Here is a 23,348-nt window from a genome sequence, read left to right on the forward strand (position 1 = left end):
GACCTCGCCGCGGCTCGCCCGCGGCGAGGTTCTTCATATGAGGGGAGGTGACATGACCGAACCCGCCCACGGCGTCACGCTGGAAGGCATCTACCGGGCACGCCACCGCCTGGCCGGCCAGGCGGTGCGCACGCCACTGGTGCGCTCGGCAGCGCTCTCCGCGCGCTTCGAGGCCGACATCCGCCTCAAGCTCGAGACCTGTCAGCCCACCGGCGCCTTCAAGCTGCGCGGCGCCACCAACATGATCGCCGCACTGATCGAGCGCCATGGCCGCGATGCCCTGGCCGCCGGGGTCACCACGGCCTCGACGGGCAATCACGGCCGTGCCGTGGCCTATGCGGCAGCACGGCTCGGCGTGCCGGCGGTGATCTGCCTTTCCAGTCTGGTGCCGGCCAACAAGGTGGCCGCCATCGAGGCGCTGGGTGCCGAGGTGAAGCGCGTGGGCGAGAGCCAGGACGAGGCCTTCGCCGAGGTCGAGCGGCTGGTGCGCGACCAGGGCATGACGCTGATCCCGCCCTTCGACGACCCACTGATCGCCGCCGGGCAGGGCACCATCGGACTCGAGCTCATGGAGGACGCGCCCGATCTCGACCGCGTCATCGTCGGTCTTTCCGGCGGGGGACTGCTGGGCGGCATCGGCGCGGCCGTGAAGGCGATCCGCCCGGCGTGCCGGATCACCGGGGTGAGCCTGTCGCAGGGTGCCGCCATGTGGGAGAGTCTCCAGGCCGGTCGCCCCGTCGCCGTGGCGGAGGTCGAGAGCCTGGCCGACTCGCTGGGCGGCGGCATCGGCCTCGCCAACCGCTGCACCTTCGAACTGGTGCGCGCGGTGATGGACGACCACTATCAAGTCTCACAGACGGCCATCGCCCGAGCCATGGTCGACATCCTCGATCACGAGAAACTGCTGGTGGAAGGTGCCGCCGCGGTGGGCCTGGCGGCGCTTGCCGAGCACGGCATCGACGTGCGCGGCGAGACGCTGGCACTGATCCTCTCCGGCAACGGAGTGGCGCTTGAAACCCTCGACCGGGCGCGGACAATCGCTGGCAGGTGATGCCAGAAAGGAGGTCTCTACATGCAGCTCTACCAGCGCGATGCCATTGCCGAAGCCGTGACCCTCGACCATGACGCCCTGGCGGCGGTGGAGGCGGGCTTCGCCGCGCTGGGCCGCGGCGAGGCGGTGCAGCCGCCGATCCTCTCCATGGCCATGGAAGAGTTCGGCAGCGAGGTGGACGTCAAGACGGCGCACATTCGTGATGCCTCACGCTTCGCCATCAAGGTCAGCACCGGTGCCTTCGACAACCCCAAGCGGGGTCTGCCGAGTCTCAATGGCCTGATGATGGTGTTCGCGGCCGAGACGGGGCTCGTCGAGGCGGTGCTCTTCGACGAGGGGTATCTCACCATGGTCCGCACGGCGCTGGCCGGGGCCATCGCCGCCAAGCACCTGTCGCGGGAGAACAGCCGTCGGGTGGCGGTAATCGGTGCCGGCGAGCAGGCCGAGCAGCAGGTCAAGGCGCTGCGCCTGGTGCGCGACATCGACACTCTCGACGTCTGGGCGCGGCGCCGCGAAGCCGCCGAGGCCTACGCCGAGCGGATGCGCGCGGCGGGGCTTTCGGTGAACGTCCACGACAGCGTGAACCAGGCCTGCACCGAGGCCGATATCATCGTCACCACCACGCCGGCCCGCGAGCCCCTGCTGTTCGCCCAGGACCTTCCCGAGGGCGTGCACGTCACCGCCATGGGCTCCGACAGTCCCGACAAGCGCGAGCTCGACGACGAGGTGCTGATCCGCGCCGATGCCTTCGTGGCCGACACTCGCGCCCAGAGCGAGGGCAATGGCGAGCTGAAGGCTTTCGCCGGCAAGGAGACGCCCTTCAAGGTGCACGAGCTTGGCAAGGCGATCGCCGAGGGGCAGCGCCTGCGCCTGACGGACGCCACCATCACGGTGTGCGACCTGACCGGCACCGGCGTACAGGATACGGCGATTGCCGCCTTCGCCCTCGAGCGGCTCTCTGCGGGTTGACGTCGGGGCTCGCGTCGACTTGCCAGCGTATGGCCACGGACGCAAGCTGTTCACCATCCGGTCATGAACAGAGGGAGGATGACGATGTCCGCCAAGGTACTGGCCTTCGATGTCTACGGCACCCTGATCGACACCCATGGCGTGGTCGCCGAGCTGGAAACGCGGCTGGCCGGCAATGCAGGACTCGCTGCCGACTTCTCGCGCCGCTGGCGCGAGAAGCAGCTCGAGTACAGCTTCCGGCGTGGCCTGATGGGCGCCTACGTGCCCTTCTCGCAGTGCACTCGTGAAGCGCTGGACTTTACCGACCGCGCGCTGCAGACCCAGCTCTCCGACGTCGACCAGGACCACCTGATGGGCGTCTATGCGCGGCTGCCGGCCTTTCCCGAGGCGGCCGGGGCGCTGGCTCGCCTGGATCGCGCCGGGGTGCGCTGCGTGGCCTTTTCCAACGGCACGGCCGAGGCGGTGGAAGGGCTGCTCGACCAGGCCGGGATTCTCGGTCACTTCGAGGCGGTGGTCAGCGTCGATGAGGTCAAGCGATTCAAGCCCGATCCGGCGGTCTACGCCCACCTACGCCAGCGTCTCGAGGTCGAGCCCGGCGACACCTGGCTGATTTCCAGCAACGCCTTCGACGTCATCGGAGCGCGCCATGCCGGCCTGCACGCGGCCTGGGTGCGCCGCAGCCCCGAAGCGCCTTTCGATCCCTGGGGAATCGAGCCCGACGTGACCGTGGGCGATCTCGAGTCTCTGGCCGAACGCCTGGTTCAATGAAACGCCCCGCGACCGGTAGGGGCCGCGGGGCGTCCTGGTCTATCAACGTCGATCACTCGGCCAGATCGCCGACGGTGACGGTGCCCCGCTCGGCCAGCTGAATGGGACGGGCGTCGTCCCGAGTCCAGGCGGCCATGGAGCCGTCGTACATGGTGGCGTTGTCCATGCCGCCCACCTCGCTGAGCTGGAACCAGCCGCTGGCGGCCCAGTGACCGGTGTTGCAGAAGGCCACGGTGGGGGCCTCCGGGTCCAGTCCCAGCGCCTCGATGTTCGCTTTCAGCGTTTCGGGCTCCAGATAGTAGGCGCCGTCGCGTTCCACCAGTGCGCCGTCGTGGGGCAGGTTGACCGAGCCCGGGATGGTGCCGGGGACGCGTGCCGCAGGCGATTGGGTCTCGCCAGCGAAGAAGGCCGGCGGTCGGGCGTCGACCAGCTGTTCGCCGGCCTCGCGGGCTGCCTCCACGTCTTCCGTGGTGGCCAGTAATGCCTCGCGCAGATCGCCTTCGAAATCGGCGGCCATTGGGGGCTCCGCCGCCCCGCTGGCGATCTCGTGGCCCTGTGCCTCCCAGCCGGCAAAGCCGCCGTTGAGCACCGTCACCTCGTCGTGGCCCAGCGCCTTGAAGGTCCAGTAGACCCGGGCGGCACTGCCGAAGTCGGTGGGGCCGGTGCCGGCGGATACCACGACCACGGTGTCGCCGTTGTCGATGCCCAGCCCGCCGATCAGCGTCTTGAGGTCGTCGACGGCGGGCATCAGGCCAGCGACGCCGTCGCGCTCTTCGCGCCAGCCGTCGTCGGTATAGCTGCTGTAGCGGCTGCCGGGGATGCGCGCCGCCTCGAAGGCGTCTCGGTCGCCGCCGTCGTCGATGCTGGAGCGCACGTCCAGCACCACCAGGTCGTCGTTGCCCAGTTGCTCCTCGAGCCAGTCGGCTTCGACCAGCGGGCTGGGGTGCATGGCCAGGGCCGGGCCGGCAAAGGCCAGGCCGCCGGCCGCCAGTAACAGGTGGTATTTCATGGGGTGCGAACCTCCTTCGTCAGGGGTAACACGATGCTAGGCCTGCCTCGCTCGACAGGGCAATGCACCGGCAAGAATCCTTTCTGTCGCTAACATTCCGCCAAGGAATAAAGAACCGGCACCGGTATGCCCGATGCCGGTGTTTCCGGCAACCCTCAGCCCTGCCAGGCGTGGCCGGCGAAGGCGTCGTCCAGCTCGGGATGGTTGAGGTGATTGGAATAGTTGGAGAGCGTCTTGACCGCCAGGGCCAGCACGATCTGCAGCACTTGCCGTTCCTCGAAGCCGGCCGCCAGGAAGGCTTCCACGTCGGCCTGGCCGGGCTTGCCGCGAGTCTCGAACATCACCCGGGTGAATTCGCTGAGTGCGGCCAGGCGTTCGTCGGGAATCGCCTTTCCCGCACGGATTGCCTCGAGTACGTCGGCCGGCACCTGGGACATCTTGTCGGCGAGCATGCTGTGGGCGGACATGCAGTAGCTGCAGCCGTTGAGATGGCTGATGGTCAAGAACACCACTTCCTGCTCGGGGGGCGTGAAGCCGGAGTCCTGGCGAAAGAGGTCGTAGCCGTGAAGGTAGGTGTCCAGCACGCCCGGGGCCTTGGCCATGCCTTGGTACATGTTGGGCACGAAACCGAGCTTGGCGTTGGCCTGCTCGAGCAGGGGCTTGGCCTTGGCATCGGCCGTTTCCAGGGTTTGCGGGGCGAGTTTCAGTTGATATTCCGCTGACATGGTGTCGTCTCCTCGTTGATGGCGAGTGCTTTGCACCCTTTATGGAATGAATGGTTCATAAAAGGCAAAAAAAAGTGGCCTCATTGGCGCAGCGTTTGCAGCAGCAGTTCCACGGTTTGCTCGGCCTGCGCCGGGGCGATACCGCTCTTGAGCAGCGTTCTCAGCCCGGCCATGCCCAGCGTCAGGTAGTGGGCCAGCGCCCGGGCGTCGCGATCGGCGGCGACGTCCCCCTCGGCTTGCGCCCTCGACACCGCTTGATAGAACAGCTCGGTGATGGCGGCCACGCTCTGCGCGGCATGCTGGGAAGGGAGACCTTCGCGTTGCCCTAGCTCACTGGCCGAGTTGAAGATCAGACATCCCAGTGCGGCACGTTCGGTTCCCGCACAGGCGCCGGTTTCGCGAAACAACCCCTCCACGAAGGCCAGGCCGCTGGGGGCGGTGTCGAGCTGACGGTGCAGCCGCGACATCAGGCCGTCCCGATAGCGGCGCAGCGCTTCCAGAAAGAGCTGCTCCTTGCTGCCGAACGCCTGATAGAGGCTGCTGCGCGAGATGGCCATGGCGTCGAGCAACTCACGCATCGAGGTGGCCTGGTAGCCGTGTGACCAGAAGGTCTCCATCGCGGCGTTGATGGCTCGGTCGGGATCGAAGGCAAGAGGGCGTCCGCGTGTCATGCCCTGAATCTAGTACCGATCGTTCCATAATTCAAGGGCCGGCTCGATCGGCCGCGATCAAGACGGGCATTCGGGCGGTTCGGGCGAGGCCGAAAAACCCAACTGGGCGAACCAGGCCGTGGCGTCGACGCCGGCGTTGTCGCCGTCGCTCATCAGTGCCAGGCCGTCGATGCGGTCCGCGGCGCTGTCGAAAAGCTGGCGGTAGTCGTCAGCCACGTGGCGCACTTCCGCCACCCATTCGCCGACTCGTGCCTCGCCGCTTTGCAGTGCCAGCAGGTGAGCGCGCTCGGTGAAGGCGTTGGGCCAGTCGCTGCCGGCCGGCTGGGCGGAGGCCCATACGTAGTTGATCGACTGCACCTGCCAGGGCAGTAGCCCCGTCTTGCGCGCCACGTAGACCCGTGCCGGGTAGTCGTCTCCGCTCTTGGTGGTCTCGTCGAGCCCCTCGTGAACGTTCGAGACTTTCCAGCACCAGTGCAGGTAAGGCGTGGCGTCGAGATCGATCTCGCGCTCCAGGTACTTCGCCGAGGCTTGCTGGCGTGCGCGGGCTTCGAGCACCTGGCTTGCGTCGCGCTCGACGAGGCGGTAGGCGGTTTCTCCCTCGAACGAGCGCGTCGGCCAGTCGAGGATGTCCTGGGGAGCGAAGGTCAGGTCGTTGCCGTGAGCCGGCAGACCGATGACGACGGTGAGCAGGGCGAGAGGGCGCAGGAGGCGAGGCGATGGGGACATGGTCGACGCTTCTCGATAGTTGAAAGGGAGGTTTCTACCTTGGTGGTCATGAGGCGATTGACCTTACCCGTGTCAGTCGATACCGGCGCACTGACAACGGCAGTGTAAGGAAAAAACCGGCGCGACCGACCGAATGCCACGACAATGACAAACGACAGCCTGACAGGAGGTTTCGGCCATGAGCGAACAGCGCGCCCCTGGGCGGCGTTTCTGGTTATCCGGTAGACGCGATGCCGAGCAGGATCGTTTCTTTCGTGAGGCGCTGGAGCCTCGCGGTTGGCAGCCGGGAGACGAACGTGACTGGGATACCGCCTGGGTCACCGGCATGCCCGAACCCGCCCAGTTCCGTCGCGTTTCGCCACGTCGCAAGATCAACCACTTTCCCGGTAACGCCGCACTGACGGTCAAGAGCCGGCTGCATGACAGCCTGGCGACGCTGCGCGAGCGCATTCACGACGCTCACGGTGCCGACAGCGAGTTGGCTCGTCGCCTCGACTTCTTCCCGCGTGCCTACGTGATGCCGGGCGATTACCATGCGTTGCAGGCGGCGGCCGAGGCCGATCCGACGCGCCGATGGATTCTCAAGCCCACTAACGCTTCCAAGGGCAAGGGCGTGCGCGTGCTGCGCGACGTGGCCGAGGCGCCCCTGGCTCCGGATTGGCTGGTGCAGGAGTATCTGGCCAACCCCCATACCATCCGGGGGCACAAGTACGTGCTGCGTCTCTACGTGCTGATCGCCTCCCTCGAGCCGCTGCGCGTCTATCGCTATCGCCAGGGCTTCGCCAAGCTGGCCTCGGAGCCCTGGGATCCCGAGGATGCCGACAATCCCTACAGCCAGTTGACCAACCCCGATATCAACGCCTTGAACGACCGCGCCGAGGTGCCGGTGGAATTCATCGACCTGGATCGCTACCGCGGCTGGCTGCTCGATCGAGGCCACGACGCCGACCGGCTGTTCTCGCGCCTCGACGATCTGGTGGCGCTCACCGCCATTGCCGGCGTCGACGCCATGCGTCGCCGCACCGACCGTGCCGGGGCCGACCCGCGCGGCTGCTACGAGCTGCTGGGTCTCGACTGCCTGGTGGACGACACCCTGAAGCCGTGGATTCTCGAGTGCAATCTCAGCCCGTCGCTGGGCATCTGTGCCGCACCGGAGAGCGGGGGGCGCGTGGAGGAGGCCGTGAAAGGCGGCTTGGTGCACGATCTCGTCAGGCTGGTCGACATTCCCGGTGATGCCGCCGACCCCGTGGCCGCTGCCAGCTCGGATTCCGGGCTGCTGATGGCCGAGGCCGAGGCGGAGCATGCCCGCGCGGGGGGCTTCGAGCGACTACTGCCGGCGACACAGCCGATGCGCTATCTCCCCTACTTTTCGCTGCCGAGTCTTGCCGACCTGCGCCTGGCCGAGGCCGTGGCGGGAGCGCCGCTTCCCCAGCCGCACCTGCAGCGTCGTCAGGTGGCGGAGCTGGTCGAGGACGACCGGCTGGCGCTCTACGCGACTCGCACCGGTCATTACTACCGCCCCAATGACACGGCGGCGCTGATCTGGTTGCTGGCCACCGAGGGAGTGGCCCCGGAGGCCATTGCCGAAGCGCTCGTCGAGGCAGCGAGCGGCACGACCGTGGAGCCGGATAAGGCACGCAACGAGGTATGGGCCACCTTGGGTGAATGGTGTCGGGAAGGTCTGCTGTGTCAGCAGGGTGAAGCCCGGCCCGCCAGCGACGCCGAACCGGTGCCCGAAGCGCCGGCCGTAACGGCGGTGTCCGGTGGCGTCTATCGGCTGGCCCTGGCAGGCCGGGAGTGGGTGCTGCGAATTGCCAGCGGCTCGGCGCAAGCGCGTCTGGCGCGCTGGTTCGGCGAGAGCCTGATGCCGCTCGACGAAGACGCGGCCACACCGGCGCTGCGCGTGTTGAGCGACCCGGCCGGCTACACCCTGGTCGAGAATGACCGGGTATTGGCGACCCGGCTCACGCTGGCGAAGCTCGGGCCGACGTTGATCGCTTGGCTGATGCGCGGTCTGGCCGACGCCGCACGGCCGGTGGTCGATGCCGGCCTGTGGATCGATGCCGAGGGCCGCGGGGTACTGTGCCTGGACGGTGACGCGTCAGAGCCGGCGTCGTGGCCCGTTCCCGCAGACGGCACGTTCACTCGCGGCGTGCGCCTGGCTTGGCAGGGCGACGCGTCGCTTCAGGCAGAGCCGTTGGGATTGCCGCTGTCGATGGAGGCAGGGCGGCCTTCCGCCAGCCTACCGCCAGCGATACCCATCGTCGGTGTATTGTGGCAGACCGGCTCGGGCGCGCGGACGCCCCGGGCGCAGTCGGCGCTGGATGCGCTCGGCGCTCTCCTGCCGCGCATCGTCACCGCCGACGCGTCGCCGTTGTCCGCGGCAGCCGTCGCTGCCCTGCATGACTGGCTCGCGGGCACTGCCTGCGCCTCGGTGGCGCCGCCGGTTGAGGGCGCGGCCGCCGGGAACGTCGAGAATTGGCTGACAAAGAAGGCCAGTGACAGCGACGGCCCGGTCAAGGTCGCCGGCTAACCGCTCAGGCATGGCATCGCCACGGCGATGCAGCCCGCGGTGCCGGCAGGGTGCCGGCACCGCGGTTCACTCGACATGCCCCGGCATGTCGTTCATTCGTCATCATGGAGGTCATGATCATGACACTGCACGACGAGAAACGCCGCAGCTTGCTGAGTCGTCTCAGCCGTCAGCTGGGCTATACGGCACCCGCCCTGGTACTGGCTGCCAGCGGCGCGGCCTTCCAGGCGGTAGCCAGCGATGCACCGCAGGAACCCGTCTACACCAGCGGCCAGGAAGCGCCCTTGATGCTCGCGGAAGGTGGCGCCGAAGGAGAGGGTGAAGCCGAAGGAGAAGGCGAAGGTGAAGGAGAGGCCGAAGCCGAAGGCTGAAGCCAGGCATTCCCCTTCCCCTATGGCGGGAGCCGGGCAAACCGGCTTCCCGCCTGCTGCATCACCCGACAACGACGAGGAGACTGCGATGCCCGTTTCCAACGCTTCACCAGCACCTGCCGTGGCGTGGCTCATCGACGAGAACCGGCAGGCGCTGTCCCAGCTGTGCGAACTCGTCGCGCGCCTCGACGCCGAAGACTATGCGCTTCCCGCCGGGGCCGATGGGCGCCATACGCTGGGCAAGCACGTGCGCCACATCATCGATCACTACGAGGCGCTGCTGGCGGGGCGTGCCGTTGGCAACGTCCTGGATTACGAGCGACGTCGCCGCGAGGCCGACCTCGAAGGCTCGCCGCGTCTGGCGGTTCGTCGCATCGAGGCCATCATGGCGGGACTGACCGAGCTTGCCGATGCAGATATCGACCAGGCATGGAGCCTTCGCTATCCGGTCGATACGCAGCGGCTTGACCTGGAGATGACCACCAGCCTGGGGCGCGAGTTGGCCTTCCTGACCAGCCATACCGTTCACCACATGGCGATCATCGGCCTGCTGGCCGAGCAGCGCGGCCATGCACTGCCCGAGGCGTTCGGGGTGCATCCTTCCACTCTTCGTCACTGGCAGCGTCAGACGTCGTCTTGGTCTTGCGTTTCCGGCGCATAGCGTCGCCCGGCGTCATGCAGCAGTTCGAACTGCCGATTGCACTCGCTGCATGGGCCGCACATCGCCAGATGGAAGCGCAGCGACAGGCGCTCCCGCCAGGTGAGTGGCCGGTCGAGTCGTTGTGACATCAGCTGTGTGGCGCGGCGGCACATCATCATGCGCGTTCCTCCGTCAGCCAGCCCTTTTCGATGCAGGCGCGCAGTCGCAGACGAGCGCGGTGCAGGATGACCCAGCAGTTGTTTTCCTTGATGTCGAGCTCCCGGCAGATATCGTCGGTGGAGAGCCCCATCAGTTCGCGTAGCGAAAAGACGCGTGCGGCGCTGTCGGGCAGGCTGATCATGCAGGCATCGAACACTTGCCAGAAGCGCTCATTCTCGAACACCGCCTCGGGCTCGCCCCAACTGGCCGGGCGCGATGCCTCGTGCCAGCGGCCGTTCTGCTGGAACAGGCGGTCGATGGCGTCGTCGTCGTTCTCGTCCTCCAGCGGTTGCCACTGACCCTGGCGTTTCTGGGCTCGCATCAGATCGAGAATCTTGTACTTGAGAATGCCGAATACCCAGGTTTCGTAGCCGGAACGCCCTTCGAAACTATCGCCCTTGGTAATGGCGGCCTCCAGGGCATCCTGCACGGCATCCTCGGCCTGGGCGTTGTCGCGCAGGTGAAGGCGCGCAAAGGAGAGCAGGCGCGGGCGTACGGCACTCAGGCGCTGCATGCGGTCGTCCAGTGGCTCTGTAGACACGGTGGGCGCTCCTTCCCAGTGGGCGGTGAGCGTCAGCATGCCGGACCTCTCGGTTCTTCGGCAAGGCGCTCCTCGCGCTGCCAACGCTCGACGTCCTCGGGGCGGTCCACGTCCCACACCATGGCGGGGCAGGCCAGTCGCCAGCCCAGCGTCTCGATTCGCTGGCGCGTCTGGGCCATGACTCGGTCCGTCCCCCAGTCGATGCCGTCGAACAGTCGCGGTTCGGCGCGGCGCGCGCCGATCAGGGCGTAGCCGCCATCCTCGGCGGGCAGGCAGACGACGTCGGCAGTCGCCAGTGCCTGCCAGCAGCTCCGTAGCAGAGTAGGAGTGAGCACGGGACAGTCGCTGCCGACGATCAGCCCCGGCCCGCTGATGGCGGCCAGGGCATGATGCATGCGCTGGCCGAGGTCGCCCTCGGGTTGCGCTTTCCGCGCGATGCCGTGGCGGCTGACCAGCTCATGGAAAAGCGGATGGGCATGATTCAGCGCCGTCCACAGCGTGATGCATGGCGCCGGGGTGGCCTGGAGAGCCTGCTCGAGGGTGTGGCGCAGCAGGCGTTCGTGCAGGCCGGCGGCGGCCTCGGCATCCATTGACGGGATCAGCCGTGTCTTGACCCGGCCGGGCAGCGGCGCCTTGGCCAGTATGGCCAGTGGAAAGGGGCCTCGATCAGCGGACATGGCGATACTCGCGCGCCAGAGTTTCCGGCGTTTCGCCGCGCCAGTAGCGCCAGCGCAGTCGCCACATCAGCCGGATGGTGCGCCAGGCGCCGTACCGTTCCCAGCGTCGCCCCGAGGTGGTGACCCTGGCGCGCAGGCAGGCGGGTCGCGACAGGCGCTTGAGTCGCTGCGACATGGCGATGTCCTCCATCAGCGGCTGCTCGGGAAAGCCGCTCACGGCCTCGTAAGCCTCGCGGGTCATGAACAGCGCCTGATCGCCGGTGGCGATGCCGGTCAGCCGCGAGCGCCGGTTCATGGCGAAAGCGATGATCGGCAGCAGAGGGTGACGGCCGGCCAGGCGCACGTCGAAGCGCCCCCAGCAGTGCGATCCGGCCAGGGCTCGTTCCACCCGTCGGTCGGCCCGCTTGGGCAGCCGGGTATCGGCATGCAGGAACAGCAGGCGCTCGCCATGGCTGGCACGGGCGCCGGCATTCATCTGTCGCGCCCGACCGGGAGGGGATTCGATCACCTGCGAGGCCAGGGGGCGAGCCAGCGCTACCGTGGCGTCTTCGCTGCCGCCGTCGACCACGACGATTTCCACGCCGCAACCCCACAGGCCGAGCAGGGCGGTGAGCGTGGCCTCGATGCCCTCTGCCTCGTTAAGGGAAGGGATGACGATGCTCAATGACGGATGGTGCACGAGACGCGATCTCCTCTGGCATGGCGATGCTGAGTCGGTCGGCAAGCCATTAGCTTACATCGCCGCGTGAGGCGGATCCCTCGCTCGTCGGCGGCAAAGGCGAAGCGAGCGTCCTCGCATCGAGACCGTGGCTCGCGCGGCCGGGCCGATGGCGGCACGCTGCTGACGGCTTGATCCCGAAAGCGAGGACAATAGCAGCAAATATTATTACCTGAGGCGCATAGGCACGCTCATACATGGATTATGCTTCGAATGGGCGGAGACATTGCTGTGGCGTTTCCGCCCAGGTCGGTCAGCTCTCAAACAGTACATCTCATAGGAGACACATCATGAACGGCATGGCCAGGAGGGTGATCGCCGTGCTGGCGATGGCGCTATTGTCCGGTGTGACAGGCCAGGCCATGGCAAGAGATTACCAACTCATGGTAGGCAACTCGCCCTCCCAGTACGTGGGCGGCACCTACCGATACCAGTTGCAACTCGATGACCCGGCTGAGGTGAGAATCGACAGCGAACTGCTGCCGGCTGGTTTTTACGATGCCCGGCTGCGCGCCGTGCTGCGCGACGAGAGAGGCAATGTCGTGGCGGAGTCCGCGCGCCGCGGGGACAATTTCACACTCGTTCGCACCCTTCAGCCAGGACGTTACGTTCTGGAAGTGCATGGTCAGCATCTGGGAGGTGATGACAGAGGTTTTTTCCGACTGAGAACGAGCATGCACTGATGCTAGCGGCTGGTTGACATCCTTACTCTTTATGGCCAGGCGATGCCTGGCCTTTTCGTGGCGAGGTGGGCGCATCGGGCAACTGTGTTGGTGCGGCATTCAGTCTGCGAGCTCTATCAGTCGCCCACCTGCCGCTGCGGCGTCGTCGCGGTCGTGGGTGACCAGCAGGCTGGGCAGTCCGGCCTGGTGCAGATGGTCGAACACCAGTTCGCGCATCTCCTGGCGCAGATGCGTATCGAGCTTGGAAAAGGGCTCGTCGAGCAGGACCGCACGGGGTTCCGAGAGCAGCAGGCGCATCAGTGCGACTCTTGCCTTCTGCCCGCCGGAGAGTGTCGCCGGGTCGCGGTCGCCGAAACCCTCGAGGCCCACGTCGTCGAGCGCCTGGGCGATACGCCGTGACTTGTCGGGCGTATGGCGCGGCATGCCGAAGCGCAGGTTGCCGGCCACCGAAAGGTGCGGAAAGAGCAACGGGTCCTGGAACAGCAGGCCGATGCCGCGCTCTTCGGCGGGCAGGACGGTGATGTCCCGGCCATCCAGAGCGACACGTCCTCTGGCCTCGAAGGCCGAGTCGAGAAATCCCGCCAGAAAGGACAGCAGGGTCGACTTGCCGGAACCCGACGGGCCCATCACGGTGAGCACCTCGCCGGGACCGATGGTGGCATCGAGCGCAACCAGCGGCTGACCGTCGATGCGGATGTCGACGTTCTCCAGGTCGAGGCGATGGGAAGTCATGGCGCTCCTTGCAATCCGCGGCGGCGTGCCCAGAGCAGGCGGGGCACGCCGATGGCAATCACGAAACCCAGCAGCGGCAGACTGGCCTGGACCAGTGCCCACACACCGATCACCCGGCGGTTGGCGCCGGAGGCCAGCGACACGGCCTCGGTGGTCACGGTGGTGATGCGTCCGGCGCCGAGCAGGTGGGTGGGTAGATACTGGCCGATGCTGATCGCCAGGCCAACTGCCGCAGCAGTGAGTACCGGCGCCAACAGCATGGGCAGGCGTATCCGCCAAAAGGTGGCGTTGGGGGAGCGGCCCAGGGTTCGGGCGAGCTGCGACCAGCGCGGATCGAAGCGGCGATAGGCCTCGGCCAGCGACAGGAAGACGTAGGGCAGCACGAACAGCAAGTGGCCGAAGATCACCAGTGCCATCCGTGCCCGCGCCTCCAGACTCTCCAGCAGCACTACCAGGCCGAACAGAAAGGCGATCTGCGGCACGATCAGCGGCAGATAGAGCAGCGACAGGGCTGAGAGCAGTCGCCCTTCGGCAGGGTACTTGCCGCTGCGTTGCTCGTTCTCCAGCGCCGCCAGGGCGAGCAGCAGGGCGAGCAATGTGGCGCTGGCCGCGATGATGAGGGTGGTGCTCACCGGCCCGCCCAGCGAGGGCAGCGTGCCGAGCCAGTGCTGGGGCGTCAGCGTGTCGGGCAGGGCATCGGGGAAGCGCCAGAAACCGGCCACAGAGTAGAGGGCCAGGCCGATGAGGCCAAGCCCGGCAGCGAGCGTGGTCGCCAGCATGGCACTCTTGCCGATTCGCCGCAGACAACCTTCGCCGCGCCGACGTTGGCCAGCGTCGATCCAGCGCCGTCCCAGCCGCCTGGCCAGACACTCCAGCCCCCACCAGCCGGCGAGAGCCGCCAGGGTCACGCCGAGCTGCAGCACGGCGCCTGCAGAGGCGAGAAAGCGGTGGGAGAGATCGGGGTCGTTGAACCACTCGAGAATCGATACGGCAAGCGTCGGCGGCAAGGTGGGACCGAGGATCATTGCCACGTCCACCACCGAGGAGGCGAAGGCGATGACCGCGTAGACGGGCAGGCGGATCAACGGATACAGCGCCGGGGCGACGACCTTGAGCCACGCCAGGGTGGGGCGGTAGCCCAGCGAGCGGGCCATGGCCACGCGCCGCGGCACTTCGAGCTGGGGCAGGGCGGCCAGGCTCATCAGCAACAGGAAGGGAATCTCCTTGATAATCAGCCCCGCCATCAGCGAAAGCCCCCAGGGATCCTGAACGATGAGCCAGTCGGGCGGTCGCTCCCAGCCGGTGATGCCGGGCGACAGCAGGCGCGCCACCAGCCCCGAGGGGGCGATCAGAAAGGCCAGGCCAAAGGCCGCCGCGGCATGCGGTACCGACAGCAGCGGCGATACCAGGCGGCGCAGCCAGCGGTCGAGCCGCGAGCCCGAGGTGCCGGCCAGGAACAGCAGCACGATCGCCAGCGATACCGCGGTGGTGACCAGGCCGCTGGTAAGACTCACTGCCACGGAATGCGCCAGACCCGGCTGGGCGAAAAGCGCTCGCCACGGCGCCAGGCTCAGGGCATCGCCGCCCAGCGCCGGCAGGTAGCCGAACGCCGGCAGCAGCACCATGCCCACGCCGGCCACGATGGGCCCGACCAGCAGGGTGACGATCAGCGCGGGAGTCAGGCGCAGCAGCATGGCGTCAGTGCATGTCGGCGTTGGCGGGCTCGGTCATTCGTCGACGTAGCGTTCCAGCCAAGCGTCCTGCAGGGCCGTCATCCAGCTGGGGTGCGGTTCGGGCAATGTCTTCTGCAGCGCGTCGGCGGGCAGCATGGCCGGGTTGCTGTCATCGACCTCGAACAGCGCCTGGGTGTCTGCGTCCAGATGGGCAACGTCGAGCACGGTGCGGTCGCCCCACACGTCGATATCCTGCTTGTGGGCTTGGGCCTTCGGTGAGAGCAGGAAGTCGGCCAGCACCAGGGCGCCGGCCTTGTGGGGGGAGTTGAAGGGAATCGCCACGAAGTGCACGTTGCCCAGGGTGCCTTCGTCCAGCACGTAGCTGCGCGTGCTCTCCGGGAGTTCGTAGTCCGCCACGGCGGCAGCCGGCTCCGAGGGGTAGAAGGTGAAGGCCAGCGCCAGTTCGCCGTCGCCCATCAGGCTGCGCAGCTCCGGCCCTGAGCTTGGGAACTGGCGCCCGCTGCGCCACAGGTGGGGGTGGAGGGCGTCGAGGTAGTCCCACAGCGGGGCCGTTACCGCCTCGAAGTCGCTCTCCGCGACCGGCGCATAGAGGGCCTCGCGCTCGTCGGTCAGGGCGATCAGGGCCTGCTTGAGAAAAGTGCTGCCGGTGAAGTCGGGAATCCGCGGGTAGGTGAAGCGCCCGGGGTGGGCTTCGGCCCAGTCGAGCAGCGCCTCGATGCTGGCCGGTGGCGTCGCGACTTCCTCGCTGTCGTAGTAGAAGGTGATCTGCGCCTTGCCCCAGGGCGACTCGTACCCTTCGGTAGGCAGCGTGAAGTCGGTGACCATCTCCGGATTGGCGTCCGGACGCGTCAGGGCGAAGTGGGGCAGTGCCTCGGCGAAGGGGCCGTAGAGCAGGTCGTGCTCCTTCATGGCCGCGAAGTTCTCGCCGTTGATCCAGATGAGGTCGATGCTGCCGTCGGTGACGTTGCCCGCCGACTTCTCGGCCAGCACGCGGGAGACGGCAGTGCTGGTGTCGTCGACCTTGACGTGCACCACGTCGATGTCGTGCTCCTCGGCCATGCGTTCGGCCACCCAGTCGATGTAGTCGTTGGTGCGCGTGTCGCCGCCCCAGGCGTTCCAGTAGACCGTCTGGCCGCGTGCCGCGTCGCGCACGGCGTTCCAATCGTCGAGATCGGGGCTGGCAACCGCAGGCATGGCCAGCACGAGGCCGGCCAGCAGGGCGGCACGAGACAGGGTGGAGGTGGCAAGCAGGCGGGGCATGTCAGGTGTCCTTTTCCAGAGCGTTGGCCAGCGCGTCGAACTCGCGCCGGACGTGATCGATGGTGGCGAGCGACAGGTAATGCTCGACCCGGTCGCGCACATGGGCGATCAGTGCGGCATCGCTGAGCTCGGCGGACCAGTCCTCGCCGCGAGCCTCGGCATCGCGGGAGCGGCGATGGCTGGCACGCCACTTGGCACACCAGGTGAGCGACCAGAGCCACATGGCGCGACGGCAGGCGAGCAGGGTCGTGGCGTCGGAAAGGCCGGTATCGCTCATCCAGCGACGATAGAAGGCGGCTACCTGATCGACGCTCAGCACGGCGTGACTGGTGACGTCCCAGGTGGTGGAGGTGTAGAGGCTGGCATGTGCCAGATCGAAGCCCGGCAGCCCGTAGCGGCACTTCTCCAGGTCGACGAGCACGGCGCTGCCGTCGTCGCGGATCAGGAAGTTGCCGGGATGGGCGTCGAAACTGATCAGGCGTGGTTGGGCCGCTTCGCACTCGCCAAGTCGGGGCGGCAGCGCGGCCAGCTCGTCCTCGATCGCCGAGACCACGGCCGGTGAAAGCTCGGCCTTGCCGAGGAACTCGGCCTGGGCCTCGACTTCCTCGCGCATGGCGGCCCAAGGGTCGGCCGGCGCCATTAGCGGAGCGCGCTCATCGCGTGGCGGTAGCGGTAGGTCGTGCAGGGCGGCCAGCGCCTCGGCGATGGCCGGCAAGTCGTCGGGCAATCGAGCGGCGCGACCGCGCACGGCACTGACCAGCAGGCCGCCGCGGGGCAGTGCCGCCGAGGGTGTGAGCAGGCCGTGCAGTGCCGGGGCATGGCCGCAGCGACCGGCGCGTTCGAAGCAGGCGGCCTGGTAGTTCAGGTTGGTATGGGCATCCAGGCCCAGTTGGCTCTGCTTGGGCAGTCGCGCCACCCAGTCGTCGCCGCCGCGGGCGAGCCACAGGTGGTGGTGCGCCAGGCCGGTGTCGGCCATCAGTGCCATTCCCCGAACGTCCTTGCGATATCCCTGTGCGGCCAGGGCCTGCTCCAATCGGTTGCAGAGGTCGTCACGCGTCATGGCATCGGCATGGGTGGCGGTCTCCGTCATGGGCTCCTCGAGTGGTTTGCCAGCTTGGGTGTGATGAGAGTCGTATCCACAAGGCATTCCTTACAGGGTGAGTCCATTGCCGTGCCTGTAAGGTTTCGCCGGCCATCGCCTACCAAGGGATACCGCTGAGCGGCAGCGGTGACCATGACCCTGGCCGTCATCGAGAATCCCAACGACCCCTTGGGAGCCATGGAGGAGAACCACTATGTCATATCATGACGACAAACGTCGCAAGCTGGTGGGACGCTTGAGCCGACGGGTTGCCTATACCGCGCCCGCCCTGCTCCTGGTGGCAGGGGGAACGGCCCCGCAGGCCACGGCCGGTGACACGGCGATGGCTCCGCTCGGCGCAGAGTCCCTGCTGTTGGCCAGCAATCATGCCGAAGGCGGCGCCGAAGCGGAGGCAGAAGGGGCTGGCGAAGGTGAAGCCGAGGCAGAAGGTGAGGCCGAGGGCGGAGCAGAAGCAGAAGCCGAGGGTGAAGCAGACGGAGAGACAGAAGGCAGCTCGAGTGCCGATGTGGCACGTCCCGCTGGCTATAGCCCCGGCTATGAGGAAACCGGCAGCAATGAGGCCGAGCTGCTCGCGCGCGGCGAAGCGCTCTACTACGACACCTCGTTGAGCAGTAACGGCCTTGCTTGTGCCAGCTGTCATGGCAGCGATGGCAACGACATGGGCTACAACGATACCTTCGAACGGCCCTTCCCCCATGAGGTTGCGATGGCCAGCAATCAGTTCGGCATGGACCAGGTGCATGCCGACGAGATGATCCAGATCTGCATGGTCGCTCCCATGGAAGCCGAACCCTTGGCCTGGGGCAGCGAGGAATTGGCGTCGTTGGCCGCCTACATGGTCGAAGTGCAGAAACGCTTCGCCGGTGAGCCGCACGACCTTTGAACCTCCTGGGCGGTTGCCCGCTTCCCGGTGTCACTGGCACCGGGTTTTTTGTCGCTGGTGTCGGTCGGCGGTAATGTCGACGGCCTGCTAGGCTGGAATAAGAATAAGCTGAACCAGCCGGTGTTCGCGGTTGTCAGTTGGCAAGGGCCCCGGTTCGGGCGGTCTCCATGGGAGGACAGGGCATCATGAGCGCACGTGAAGGCAGTGTCCGTCACCGCCTGTTGCTGCTTCTCAGCCTGCTGTGCCTGGCGCTGGGCGGATTCGCGGCCTGGCAGAGCCATGCCCAGCAGAATGAGCGTGTGGTTCTGGCGATGACCGTGGAGGGAGCCATCGGTCCGGCCACCAGCGACTACTTCAAGCGCGGTTTGGCGCGGGCCGCCGAGCGTGATGCCGAACTGGTGGTGGTGGAAATGGATACGCCGGGGGGCCTGGATGCGTCCATGCGTGACATGATCACCGCCATGCTGAACGCCAGCGTGCCCGTGGCGATCTACGTCTCGCCGAGCGGCGCGCGGGCTGCCAGCGCCGGCACTTACCTGCTCTATGGCAGCCACGTGGCGGCCATGGCGCCAGCCACGCATCTGGGATCGGCGACGCCGGTGCAGATGGGCGGCGGTGGCCTGCCCGGCCTGGGAGGCGGTGAGGAGGAGGGTGGCGACGAATCCACCGAGGATCAACCGGCGAACGGCGACGACGAAGCTGCCGAGCCGGAAGACGGTGATGCGGCCGAAGACCAACCTCGCCGCGGTGAGACGGCCATGGAGCGCAAGGTGCTGGAAGACGCCGTCTCCTACATACGCTCGCTGGCCGAACGCCACGGTCGCAATGCCGACTGGGCCGAGCAGGCGGTGCGCGAGGCGGTCAACCTCACCGCCAGCGAGGCGCTGGAGAGAAACGTCATCGATGTGGTGGCCCGCGACATCGACGATCTGCTCGAACGGATCGACGGCCGCACGGTGGTGATGGAGCGCGGCGAGCGCACGCTGGATACCGCCGGGCTGACGCTCGAGCGCTTCGATCCCGACTGGCGCACCCAATTGCTGTCGGTGATCACCAACCCCAACGTCGCCTACTTCCTGATGATCATCGGCTTCTACGGGTTGATCTTCGAGCTGTCCAATCCGGGCAGTCTGGTGCCCGGCACCATCGGCATCATCTGCCTGCTGCTGGCGCTGTTCGCCTTCCAGGTGCTGCCGGTCAACTATGCCGGGCTGGCGCTGATCCTGGTGGGGCTGGCGCTGATCGTCGGCGAAGCACTGATGCCCAGTTTCGGCATTCTCGGCATCGGCGGCATCGCTGCCTTCGTGTTCGGATCGGTGATACTGATGGACGCAGACAACTTGAGCATTTCTCTGCCGCTGATCGGCGGCGTGGCGCTGCTGGCAGCCGGTCTGATGCTGTGGGCGGTCACCCGCTTCGTCGGGCTGCGGCGCCGGCCGGTACGCACCGGTCAGGAGGAACTGGCAGACAGCGAGGCCACGGTCCTGGAGGATTTCGAGGGCCAGGGCCACGTGCGCCTGCACGGTGAGCGGTGGAACGCCCGCAGCTCTCATCCGTTGCGACGGGGTCAGGTCGTGCGGGTAGTGGGCATCGACGGCCTCACCGTCGATGTCGAACCCGTGGATGACGCCGAGCGTCGTGCCGATGAGTGATCGACGCCGGGTTAGCCCACTGGACCGACCGTTCATGATTCACAGGGAGACGCAGCCATGATGATTTCCTATCTCGTTCCCGTCGTACTGCTCGTCATGCTGATTGCGGCATCGATCCGCATTCTGCCCGAGTACAAGCGCGGCGTGGTGTTCTTTCTCGGTCGCTTTCAGGCGGTGAAAGGGCCGGGGCTGATCATCGTCATTCCCGGCATCCAGAAGATGGAAGTGGTCGACCTGCGGGTGATCACCATGGACGTGCCGGAGCAGGACGTGATCTCTCAGGACAACGTCACCGTCAAGGTCAATGCGGTGATCTACTTCCGCGTGGTGGATCCGGAGAAGGCCATCATCCAGGTGGAACACTTCGTCAATGCCACCAGCCAGCTGGCACAGACCACGCTGCGTTCGGTGCTCGGCAAGCACGACCTCGACGAGATGCTCTCCGAGCGCGACAAGCTCAACGACGACATTCAGGAGATCATCGACGCCTCGGCGGAGGGCTGGGGCATCAAGGTGGCCAACGTGGAGATCAAGCACGTCGACCTCGACGAAAGCATGATCCGCGCCATCGCGCGCCAGGCCGAGGCCGAGCGTGAGCGGCGTGCCAAGGTGATCCACGCCGAGGGCGAGCTGCAGGCCTCGCAGAAGCTGGTCGAGGCGGCCAACGTCATGTCCGAGAATTCTGCCGCTTTGCAGCTGCGCTACCTGCAGACGATGAGCGACATGAGCAACAAGAATGCTTCCACCATCGTCGTTCCGCTGCCCATCGATCTGATGGAAGCATTCCGCGACATGCGTGCCGGCAAGGTTGGCAAGCCGTCACCCAAGGCGAGTGATGACGGTACCTGATGGGCGAGGCAACCCGGGTGTGGCACCCTGAGGCGATCCTACGGAATGCGAGGTCGCCTTGAGCCATTGGCTGTCGCACCGTCAGCAGGGTCTGTTGATGACCGGCGGCGGTGCCCTGATCATTTCCCCCGATGCTTTGCTGATCAAGGTGATCGGCCTGCCCGATGCCGAGGTCCTGGTGTGGCGAGGGCTGCTCACTGCGCTGGGCTTCATCGCCATCGTGATGATACGCAACGGAGCCCAGACCCTGGCCGCCTACCGGCGCTGCGGCTGGACCGGCATCGGCGTGGCGCTGCTGTTCAGCGCCTCCACCTTCGGCTTCGTGCTTGGCAACCAGTACACCAAGGGTGGCAACGTGCTGATGATCTTGGCCGGGGCGCCGCTGATCGCGGCGCTGCTGTCGCGCCTGTTCCTTCACGAACGTCTGCCCTGGCGCACCTGGCTGGCCATCGGGCTGTGCCTGCTGGGTACCTCGCTGATCGTGCTCGACGACGCCGGTACCGGCTCGTGGATCGGCAACGCCTTCGCTCTGCTGGCCGCCACCGGCCTGGCCGCCAACTTCACCCTGTGCCGCACGCGGCCGGGCATCGACATGAGCCCCATGCTGACCCTTTCCGGCCTGATCGTGGCGGGCGTGGCGGCGGCGTTCGGCAGCCTGACCGGCGGCTTGCAGCTCCCGCCGGCCGACAGCCTGGTGTGGCTGGTGTTGTTGTGTCTGGTACTGCTGCCGCTGGGCTTCACGCTGATCCAGCGTGGGCCGCTCTATCTACCGGCGGCCGAAGTGGGGCTGCTGATGCTGCTGGAGGTAGTGGCGGGCACGCTCTGGGTGTGGTGGCTGCTCGGCGAGCGTCCGGCGGCCATCGCATTCGTCGGTGGCGCTCTGGTGCTCGGCACGCTCGTTGCCAAGGGGCTCTACGAGCGTCGTCTGGAACGCCGGTTGCGCCAGGGTGCGCCGCAGCACGATCTTTGCTAGACTCACGCGCTCTTGTCGGGAGCGGAGCTTAGACTTTCGTCCATACCCGCTTCGCCATGACTGAGCAAGGGATTCTTTTTCTCGTGACGATACCTTCCGCCGGGCTGGTCACGCCGCCCTAGCGCACCTTCCTCTTCTTCGCCTTGCGACGCCACGCCACGCCGGTGTCGGAATCAGGCATTACGTCGTCGCTCCGGTTGCCATGCCTTGGCTGACCGGCGATTCGCTGACGCTGGTCTTCGGCCGGCACGCGTGCGACATGGCGCCGACCTTGCAAGGCACGATAACCACCCCTGACTGGACCGCTACATGTACGAAAAAATGAAACTGAGTTGGTTCTCCAACCTCAAGGGCGACACCCTGTCGGGCATCGTCGTCGCTCTGGCGTTGATTCCCGAGGCGATCGCCTTCTCGATCATCGCCGGCGTGGATCCCAAGGTCGGCCTCTACGCCTCCTTCGCCATTTGCGTGATCATCGCCTTCACCGGCGGACGTTCCGGGATGATCTCGGCGGCCACCGGCGCCATGGCGCTGCTGATGATCACCCTGGTCAAGGAACATGGCCTCGAGTATCTGCTGGCCGCCACCCTGCTAACCGGGGTGCTGCAGATCCTCGCCGGGTATCTCAAGCTGGCCGATCTGATGCGCTTCGTGTCGCGTTCGGTGGTCACGGGGTTCGTCAATGCGCTCGCCATTCTCATCTTCATGGCCCAGCTGCCGGAGCTGACCGGCGTGACCTGGCACGTCTATGCCATGACGCTGGCTGGCCTGGCGATCATCTACGGCTTCCCCTACGTGCCGGTGATCGGCAAGTCGATTCCCTCGCCGCTGGTGTGCATCGTGGTGCTCACCGGCGTCTACATGGCCACCGGCATGGAGATCAGAAGCGTCGGCGACATGGGCGAGCTGCCCGACAGCCTGCCGGTCTTCCTGTGGCCGGAGGTGCCGCTCAACCTCGAGACGCTGATGATCATCCTGCCCACCTCGCTGATGCTCACGGTGGTGGGCCTGCTGGAATCGATGATGACCGCCACCATCGTCGACGACCTGACCGACACTCGGAGCGACAAGAACCGCGAATGCAAGGGCCAGGGCATCGCCAACATCGGCGCCGGCCTGCTGGGCGGCATGGCGGGCTGCGCGATGATCGGGCAGTCGGTGATCAACATCAAGTCGGGCGGTCGGCGGCGGATGTCGACGCTGATTGCTGGCGTGGCGTTGCTGCTGATGGTGGTCTTCCTGGCCGACTGGGTGTCGCAGATTCCCATGGCGGCGCTGGTGGCGGTGATGATCATGGTGGCCATCGGCACCTTCAGCTGGAGCTCCGTCAAGGACCTCAAGAAGCATCCGATGAGCACCAATCTGGTGATGCTGGCCACGGTGGTGGTCACCGTGGGCACTCACAACCTGGCCATCGGCGTCTTCGTCGGCGTGCTGCTGGCGGCCATGTTCTTCGCCAACAAGGTGGGCAACATCCTCTACATCGGCAGCGAGGAAGCCGAAGAGGGCAGCCGCCGTATATACACGGTGGTGGGGCAGGTGTTCTTCGCCTCCTCCGAGCGTTTCGGCGCCGCCTTCGACTTCAAGGAGTCCGTCGAGACCGTCACCATCGACCTGTCGCGGGCGCACTTCTGGGACATCACCGCCGTGCAGGCGCTGGACCGCGTGGTGATCAAGTTCCGCCGTGAAGGTACCGAGGTGGACATGATCGGTCTCAACGAGGCCAGTGCCACCATCGTCGACCGCTATGCGGTGCATGACGACCCCGAGGCCGTCGAAAAGCTGATGGGAGGTCACTGACATGACGGAACAGGTAATGGCCGCCATCGACGGCTCGCAGTTTTCCACCGGGGTGTGCGACTACGCGGCCTGGGCCAGTCTGGCGCTCGATGCGCCGCTGAC

The 23,348-nt window shown here is 66.7% G+C and carries 24 protein-coding genes and 1 pseudogene; 13 read left to right on the plus strand and 12 right to left on the minus strand.

From position 1 onward, the window contains the following. The first annotated feature begins 52 nt into the window (after positions 1-52). The 3 genes from eutB to BLP96_RS10455 all read left to right on the plus strand — a co-directional run bounded on the left by eutB (position 53) and on the right by BLP96_RS10455 (position 2,788). Positions 53-1,051, plus strand: a complete 999-nt coding sequence (gene eutB, locus BLP96_RS10445) for a hydroxyectoine utilization dehydratase EutB (RefSeq protein ID WP_089685852.1) — start codon at positions 53-55, stop codon at positions 1,049-1,051. 21 nt (positions 1,052-1,072) lie between these two features. Then, a complete protein-coding gene (locus BLP96_RS10450; protein ID WP_089685854.1) occupies positions 1,073-2,020 on the plus strand; it encodes a cyclodeaminase in 948 nt (315 codons plus the stop codon). 84 nt (positions 2,021-2,104) lie between these two features. After that, positions 2,105-2,788, plus strand: coding sequence for a haloacid dehalogenase type II (locus tag BLP96_RS10455; protein ID WP_089685857.1), 684 nt, complete (start codon positions 2,105-2,107; stop codon positions 2,786-2,788). Between the two features lie 52 nt (positions 2,789-2,840). Here the strand turns inward: BLP96_RS10455 and BLP96_RS10460 are convergent, their stop codons facing one another. The 4 genes from BLP96_RS10460 to BLP96_RS10475 form a co-directional block, all read right to left on the minus strand. Then, entirely contained in the window at positions 2,841-3,797 is a 957-nt protein-coding gene (locus BLP96_RS10460) for a sulfurtransferase (protein WP_089685859.1), read from the minus strand. Between the two features lie 155 nt (positions 3,798-3,952). Then, positions 3,953-4,522, minus strand: coding sequence for a carboxymuconolactone decarboxylase family protein (locus tag BLP96_RS10465; RefSeq protein WP_089685861.1), 570 nt, complete (start codon positions 4,520-4,522; stop codon positions 3,953-3,955). Between the two features lie 80 nt (positions 4,523-4,602). Then, on the minus strand, positions 4,603-5,193 hold the full coding sequence (locus tag BLP96_RS10470) for a TetR/AcrR family transcriptional regulator (protein ID WP_089685863.1): 591 nt from the start codon (positions 5,191-5,193) through the stop codon (positions 4,603-4,605). 57 nt (positions 5,194-5,250) lie between these two features. Next, on the minus strand, positions 5,251-5,919 hold the full coding sequence (locus BLP96_RS10475) for a DUF3047 domain-containing protein (RefSeq protein ID WP_089685865.1): 669 nt from the start codon (positions 5,917-5,919) through the stop codon (positions 5,251-5,253). Positions 5,920-6,097: 178 nt separating this feature from the next. On the opposite strand from BLP96_RS10475, the gene BLP96_RS10480 reads away from it, so the two are divergent. The 3 genes from BLP96_RS10480 (at position 6,098) to BLP96_RS10490 (ending at position 9,484) form a co-directional block, all read left to right on the plus strand. Continuing rightward, the gene (locus BLP96_RS10480; protein ID WP_089685868.1) at positions 6,098-8,452 is read left to right on the plus strand and encodes a PqqD family peptide modification chaperone; all 2,355 of its coding nucleotides are present in this window, start codon (positions 6,098-6,100) and stop codon (positions 8,450-8,452) included. 119 nt (positions 8,453-8,571) lie between these two features. Further along, positions 8,572-8,823: a hypothetical protein gene (locus BLP96_RS10485; RefSeq protein WP_143005096.1), complete on the plus strand. Its 252-nt coding sequence runs from the start codon at positions 8,572-8,574 to the stop codon at positions 8,821-8,823. Positions 8,824-8,911: 88 nt separating this feature from the next. Next, on the plus strand, positions 8,912-9,484 hold the full coding sequence (locus tag BLP96_RS10490) for a DinB family protein (protein WP_176761508.1): 573 nt from the start codon (positions 8,912-8,914) through the stop codon (positions 9,482-9,484). Here BLP96_RS10490 and BLP96_RS10495 read toward each other — a convergent pair. Genes BLP96_RS10495 through BLP96_RS10510 form a run of 4 tightly spaced genes read right to left on the minus strand, consistent with a single transcriptional unit; the run spans position 9,448 to position 11,579 of the window. Beyond that, positions 9,448-9,642 (minus strand): zf-HC2 domain-containing protein, encoded by a 195-nt coding sequence (locus BLP96_RS10495; protein ID WP_089685874.1) that lies wholly within the window; start codon positions 9,640-9,642, stop codon positions 9,448-9,450. The two genes, BLP96_RS10490 and BLP96_RS10495, sit on opposite strands and share 37 nt — an antisense overlap. Further along, positions 9,639-10,262 (minus strand): sigma-70 family RNA polymerase sigma factor, encoded by a 624-nt coding sequence (locus BLP96_RS10500; protein ID WP_245682222.1) that lies wholly within the window; start codon positions 10,260-10,262, stop codon positions 9,639-9,641. The genes BLP96_RS10495 and BLP96_RS10500 overlap by 4 nt, the downstream gene beginning before the upstream one ends. Further along, on the minus strand, positions 10,256-10,900 hold the full coding sequence (locus BLP96_RS10505) for a TIGR04282 family arsenosugar biosynthesis glycosyltransferase (RefSeq protein WP_089685876.1): 645 nt from the start codon (positions 10,898-10,900) through the stop codon (positions 10,256-10,258). The genes BLP96_RS10500 and BLP96_RS10505 overlap by 7 nt, the downstream gene beginning before the upstream one ends. Then, positions 10,890-11,579, minus strand: a complete 690-nt coding sequence (locus BLP96_RS10510; RefSeq protein ID WP_089685878.1) for a TIGR04283 family arsenosugar biosynthesis glycosyltransferase — start codon at positions 11,577-11,579, stop codon at positions 10,890-10,892. The genes BLP96_RS10505 and BLP96_RS10510 overlap by 11 nt, the downstream gene beginning before the upstream one ends. Before the next feature lie 329 nt (positions 11,580-11,908). Between BLP96_RS10510 and BLP96_RS10515 the strand changes: the two genes are divergently transcribed. Next, a complete protein-coding gene (locus BLP96_RS10515; protein WP_089685880.1) occupies positions 11,909-12,301 on the plus strand; it encodes a hypothetical protein in 393 nt (130 codons plus the stop codon). Between the two features lie 99 nt (positions 12,302-12,400). Here BLP96_RS10515 and BLP96_RS10520 read toward each other — a convergent pair whose 3' ends face one another. The 4 genes from BLP96_RS10520 to BLP96_RS10535 are packed head-to-tail and all read right to left on the minus strand — an operon-like array spanning position 12,401 to position 17,077. Further along, positions 12,401-13,033, minus strand: a complete 633-nt coding sequence (locus tag BLP96_RS10520; protein ID WP_089685881.1) for an ATP-binding cassette domain-containing protein — start codon at positions 13,031-13,033, stop codon at positions 12,401-12,403. After that, positions 13,030-14,727, minus strand: a complete 1,698-nt coding sequence (locus tag BLP96_RS10525; RefSeq protein WP_176761509.1) for an ABC transporter permease — start codon at positions 14,725-14,727, stop codon at positions 13,030-13,032. The genes BLP96_RS10520 and BLP96_RS10525 overlap by 4 nt, the downstream gene beginning before the upstream one ends. Before the next feature lie 33 nt (positions 14,728-14,760). After that, positions 14,761-15,987 carry an ABC transporter substrate-binding protein gene (locus BLP96_RS10530; protein WP_089685883.1) on the minus strand — a complete coding sequence of 409 codons (1,227 nt, stop codon included), beginning with the start codon at positions 15,985-15,987 and terminating at the stop codon, positions 14,761-14,763. 1 nt (position 15,988) lies between these two features. Next, positions 15,989-17,077, minus strand: coding sequence for a phosphotransferase family protein (locus BLP96_RS10535; protein ID WP_245682223.1), 1,089 nt, complete (start codon positions 17,075-17,077; stop codon positions 15,989-15,991). Between the two features lie 205 nt (positions 17,078-17,282). Here BLP96_RS10535 and BLP96_RS10540 point away from each other — a divergent pair, with 205 nt between their 5' ends. The 6 genes and pseudogenes from BLP96_RS10540 to BLP96_RS20350 all read left to right on the plus strand — a co-directional run. Next, positions 17,283-17,972: a hypothetical protein gene (locus tag BLP96_RS10540; protein WP_089685885.1), complete on the plus strand. Its 690-nt coding sequence runs from the start codon at positions 17,283-17,285 to the stop codon at positions 17,970-17,972. Between the two features lie 185 nt (positions 17,973-18,157). Next, the gene (locus tag BLP96_RS10545; RefSeq protein WP_089685886.1) at positions 18,158-19,624 is read left to right on the plus strand and encodes an NfeD family protein; all 1,467 of its coding nucleotides are present in this window, start codon (positions 18,158-18,160) and stop codon (positions 19,622-19,624) included. Between the two features lie 57 nt (positions 19,625-19,681). Then, the gene (locus BLP96_RS10550; RefSeq protein ID WP_089685888.1) at positions 19,682-20,473 is read left to right on the plus strand and encodes a slipin family protein; all 792 of its coding nucleotides are present in this window, start codon (positions 19,682-19,684) and stop codon (positions 20,471-20,473) included. A gap of 58 nt (positions 20,474-20,531) precedes the next feature. Then, a complete protein-coding gene (locus BLP96_RS10555; RefSeq protein ID WP_089685890.1) occupies positions 20,532-21,446 on the plus strand; it encodes a DMT family transporter in 915 nt (304 codons plus the stop codon). A 309-nt stretch (positions 21,447-21,755) separates the two neighbouring features. Further along, complete coding sequence (locus BLP96_RS10560) at positions 21,756-23,246, plus strand: SulP family inorganic anion transporter (RefSeq protein WP_089685892.1); 1,491 nt, start codon at positions 21,756-21,758, stop codon at positions 23,244-23,246. Between the two features lies 1 nt (position 23,247). Next, positions 23,248-23,348 (plus strand): annotated as a pseudogene (locus BLP96_RS20350) (universal stress protein); the annotation flags it as partial.

The organism is Billgrantia gudaonensis, from assembly GCF_900100195.1.
Classification (GTDB): Bacteria; Pseudomonadota; Gammaproteobacteria; order Pseudomonadales; family Halomonadaceae; genus Halomonas; species Halomonas gudaonensis.

What these genes read in the sequence shown, in the direction of transcription:
- eutB (WP_089685852.1), top strand. Translation starts at nt 53, where the DNA reads ATGACCGAACCCGCCCACGGCGTCACGCTGGAAGGCATCTACCGGGCA.
- BLP96_RS10450 (WP_089685854.1), top strand. Translation starts at nt 1,073, where the DNA reads ATGCAGCTCTACCAGCGCGATGCCATTGCCGAAGCCGTGACCCTCGAC.
- BLP96_RS10455 (WP_089685857.1), top strand. Translation starts at nt 2,105, where the DNA reads ATGTCCGCCAAGGTACTGGCCTTCGATGTCTACGGCACCCTGATCGAC.
- BLP96_RS10460 (WP_089685859.1), bottom strand. Translation starts at nt 3,797, where the DNA reads ATGAAATACCACCTGTTACTGGCGGCCGGCGGCCTGGCCTTTGCCGGC.
- BLP96_RS10465 (WP_089685861.1), bottom strand. Translation starts at nt 4,522, where the DNA reads ATGTCAGCGGAATATCAACTGAAACTCGCCCCGCAAACCCTGGAAACG.
- BLP96_RS10470 (WP_089685863.1), bottom strand. Translation starts at nt 5,193, where the DNA reads ATGACACGCGGACGCCCTCTTGCCTTCGATCCCGACCGAGCCATCAAC.
- BLP96_RS10475 (WP_089685865.1), bottom strand. Translation starts at nt 5,919, where the DNA reads ATGTCCCCATCGCCTCGCCTCCTGCGCCCTCTCGCCCTGCTCACCGTC.
- BLP96_RS10480 (WP_089685868.1), top strand. Translation starts at nt 6,098, where the DNA reads ATGAGCGAACAGCGCGCCCCTGGGCGGCGTTTCTGGTTATCCGGTAGA.
- BLP96_RS10485 (WP_143005096.1), top strand. Translation starts at nt 8,572, where the DNA reads ATGACACTGCACGACGAGAAACGCCGCAGCTTGCTGAGTCGTCTCAGC.
- BLP96_RS10490 (WP_176761508.1), top strand. Translation starts at nt 8,912, where the DNA reads ATGCCCGTTTCCAACGCTTCACCAGCACCTGCCGTGGCGTGGCTCATC.
- BLP96_RS10495 (WP_089685874.1), bottom strand. Translation starts at nt 9,642, where the DNA reads ATGATGATGTGCCGCCGCGCCACACAGCTGATGTCACAACGACTCGAC.
- BLP96_RS10500 (WP_245682222.1), bottom strand. Translation starts at nt 10,262, where the DNA reads ATGCTGACGCTCACCGCCCACTGGGAAGGAGCGCCCACCGTGTCTACA.
- BLP96_RS10505 (WP_089685876.1), bottom strand. Translation starts at nt 10,900, where the DNA reads ATGTCCGCTGATCGAGGCCCCTTTCCACTGGCCATACTGGCCAAGGCG.
- BLP96_RS10515 (WP_089685880.1), top strand. Translation starts at nt 11,909, where the DNA reads ATGAACGGCATGGCCAGGAGGGTGATCGCCGTGCTGGCGATGGCGCTA.
- BLP96_RS10520 (WP_089685881.1), bottom strand. Translation starts at nt 13,033, where the DNA reads ATGACTTCCCATCGCCTCGACCTGGAGAACGTCGACATCCGCATCGAC.
- BLP96_RS10525 (WP_176761509.1), bottom strand. Translation starts at nt 14,727, where the DNA reads ATGCTGCTGCGCCTGACTCCCGCGCTGATCGTCACCCTGCTGGTCGGG.
- BLP96_RS10530 (WP_089685883.1), bottom strand. Translation starts at nt 15,987, where the DNA reads ATGCCCCGCCTGCTTGCCACCTCCACCCTGTCTCGTGCCGCCCTGCTG.
- BLP96_RS10535 (WP_245682223.1), bottom strand. Translation starts at nt 17,077, where the DNA reads ATGACGGAGACCGCCACCCATGCCGATGCCATGACGCGTGACGACCTC.
- BLP96_RS10540 (WP_089685885.1), top strand. Translation starts at nt 17,283, where the DNA reads ATGTCATATCATGACGACAAACGTCGCAAGCTGGTGGGACGCTTGAGC.
- BLP96_RS10545 (WP_089685886.1), top strand. Translation starts at nt 18,158, where the DNA reads ATGAGCGCACGTGAAGGCAGTGTCCGTCACCGCCTGTTGCTGCTTCTC.
- BLP96_RS10550 (WP_089685888.1), top strand. Translation starts at nt 19,682, where the DNA reads ATGATGATTTCCTATCTCGTTCCCGTCGTACTGCTCGTCATGCTGATT.
- BLP96_RS10560 (WP_089685892.1), top strand. Translation starts at nt 21,756, where the DNA reads ATGTACGAAAAAATGAAACTGAGTTGGTTCTCCAACCTCAAGGGCGAC.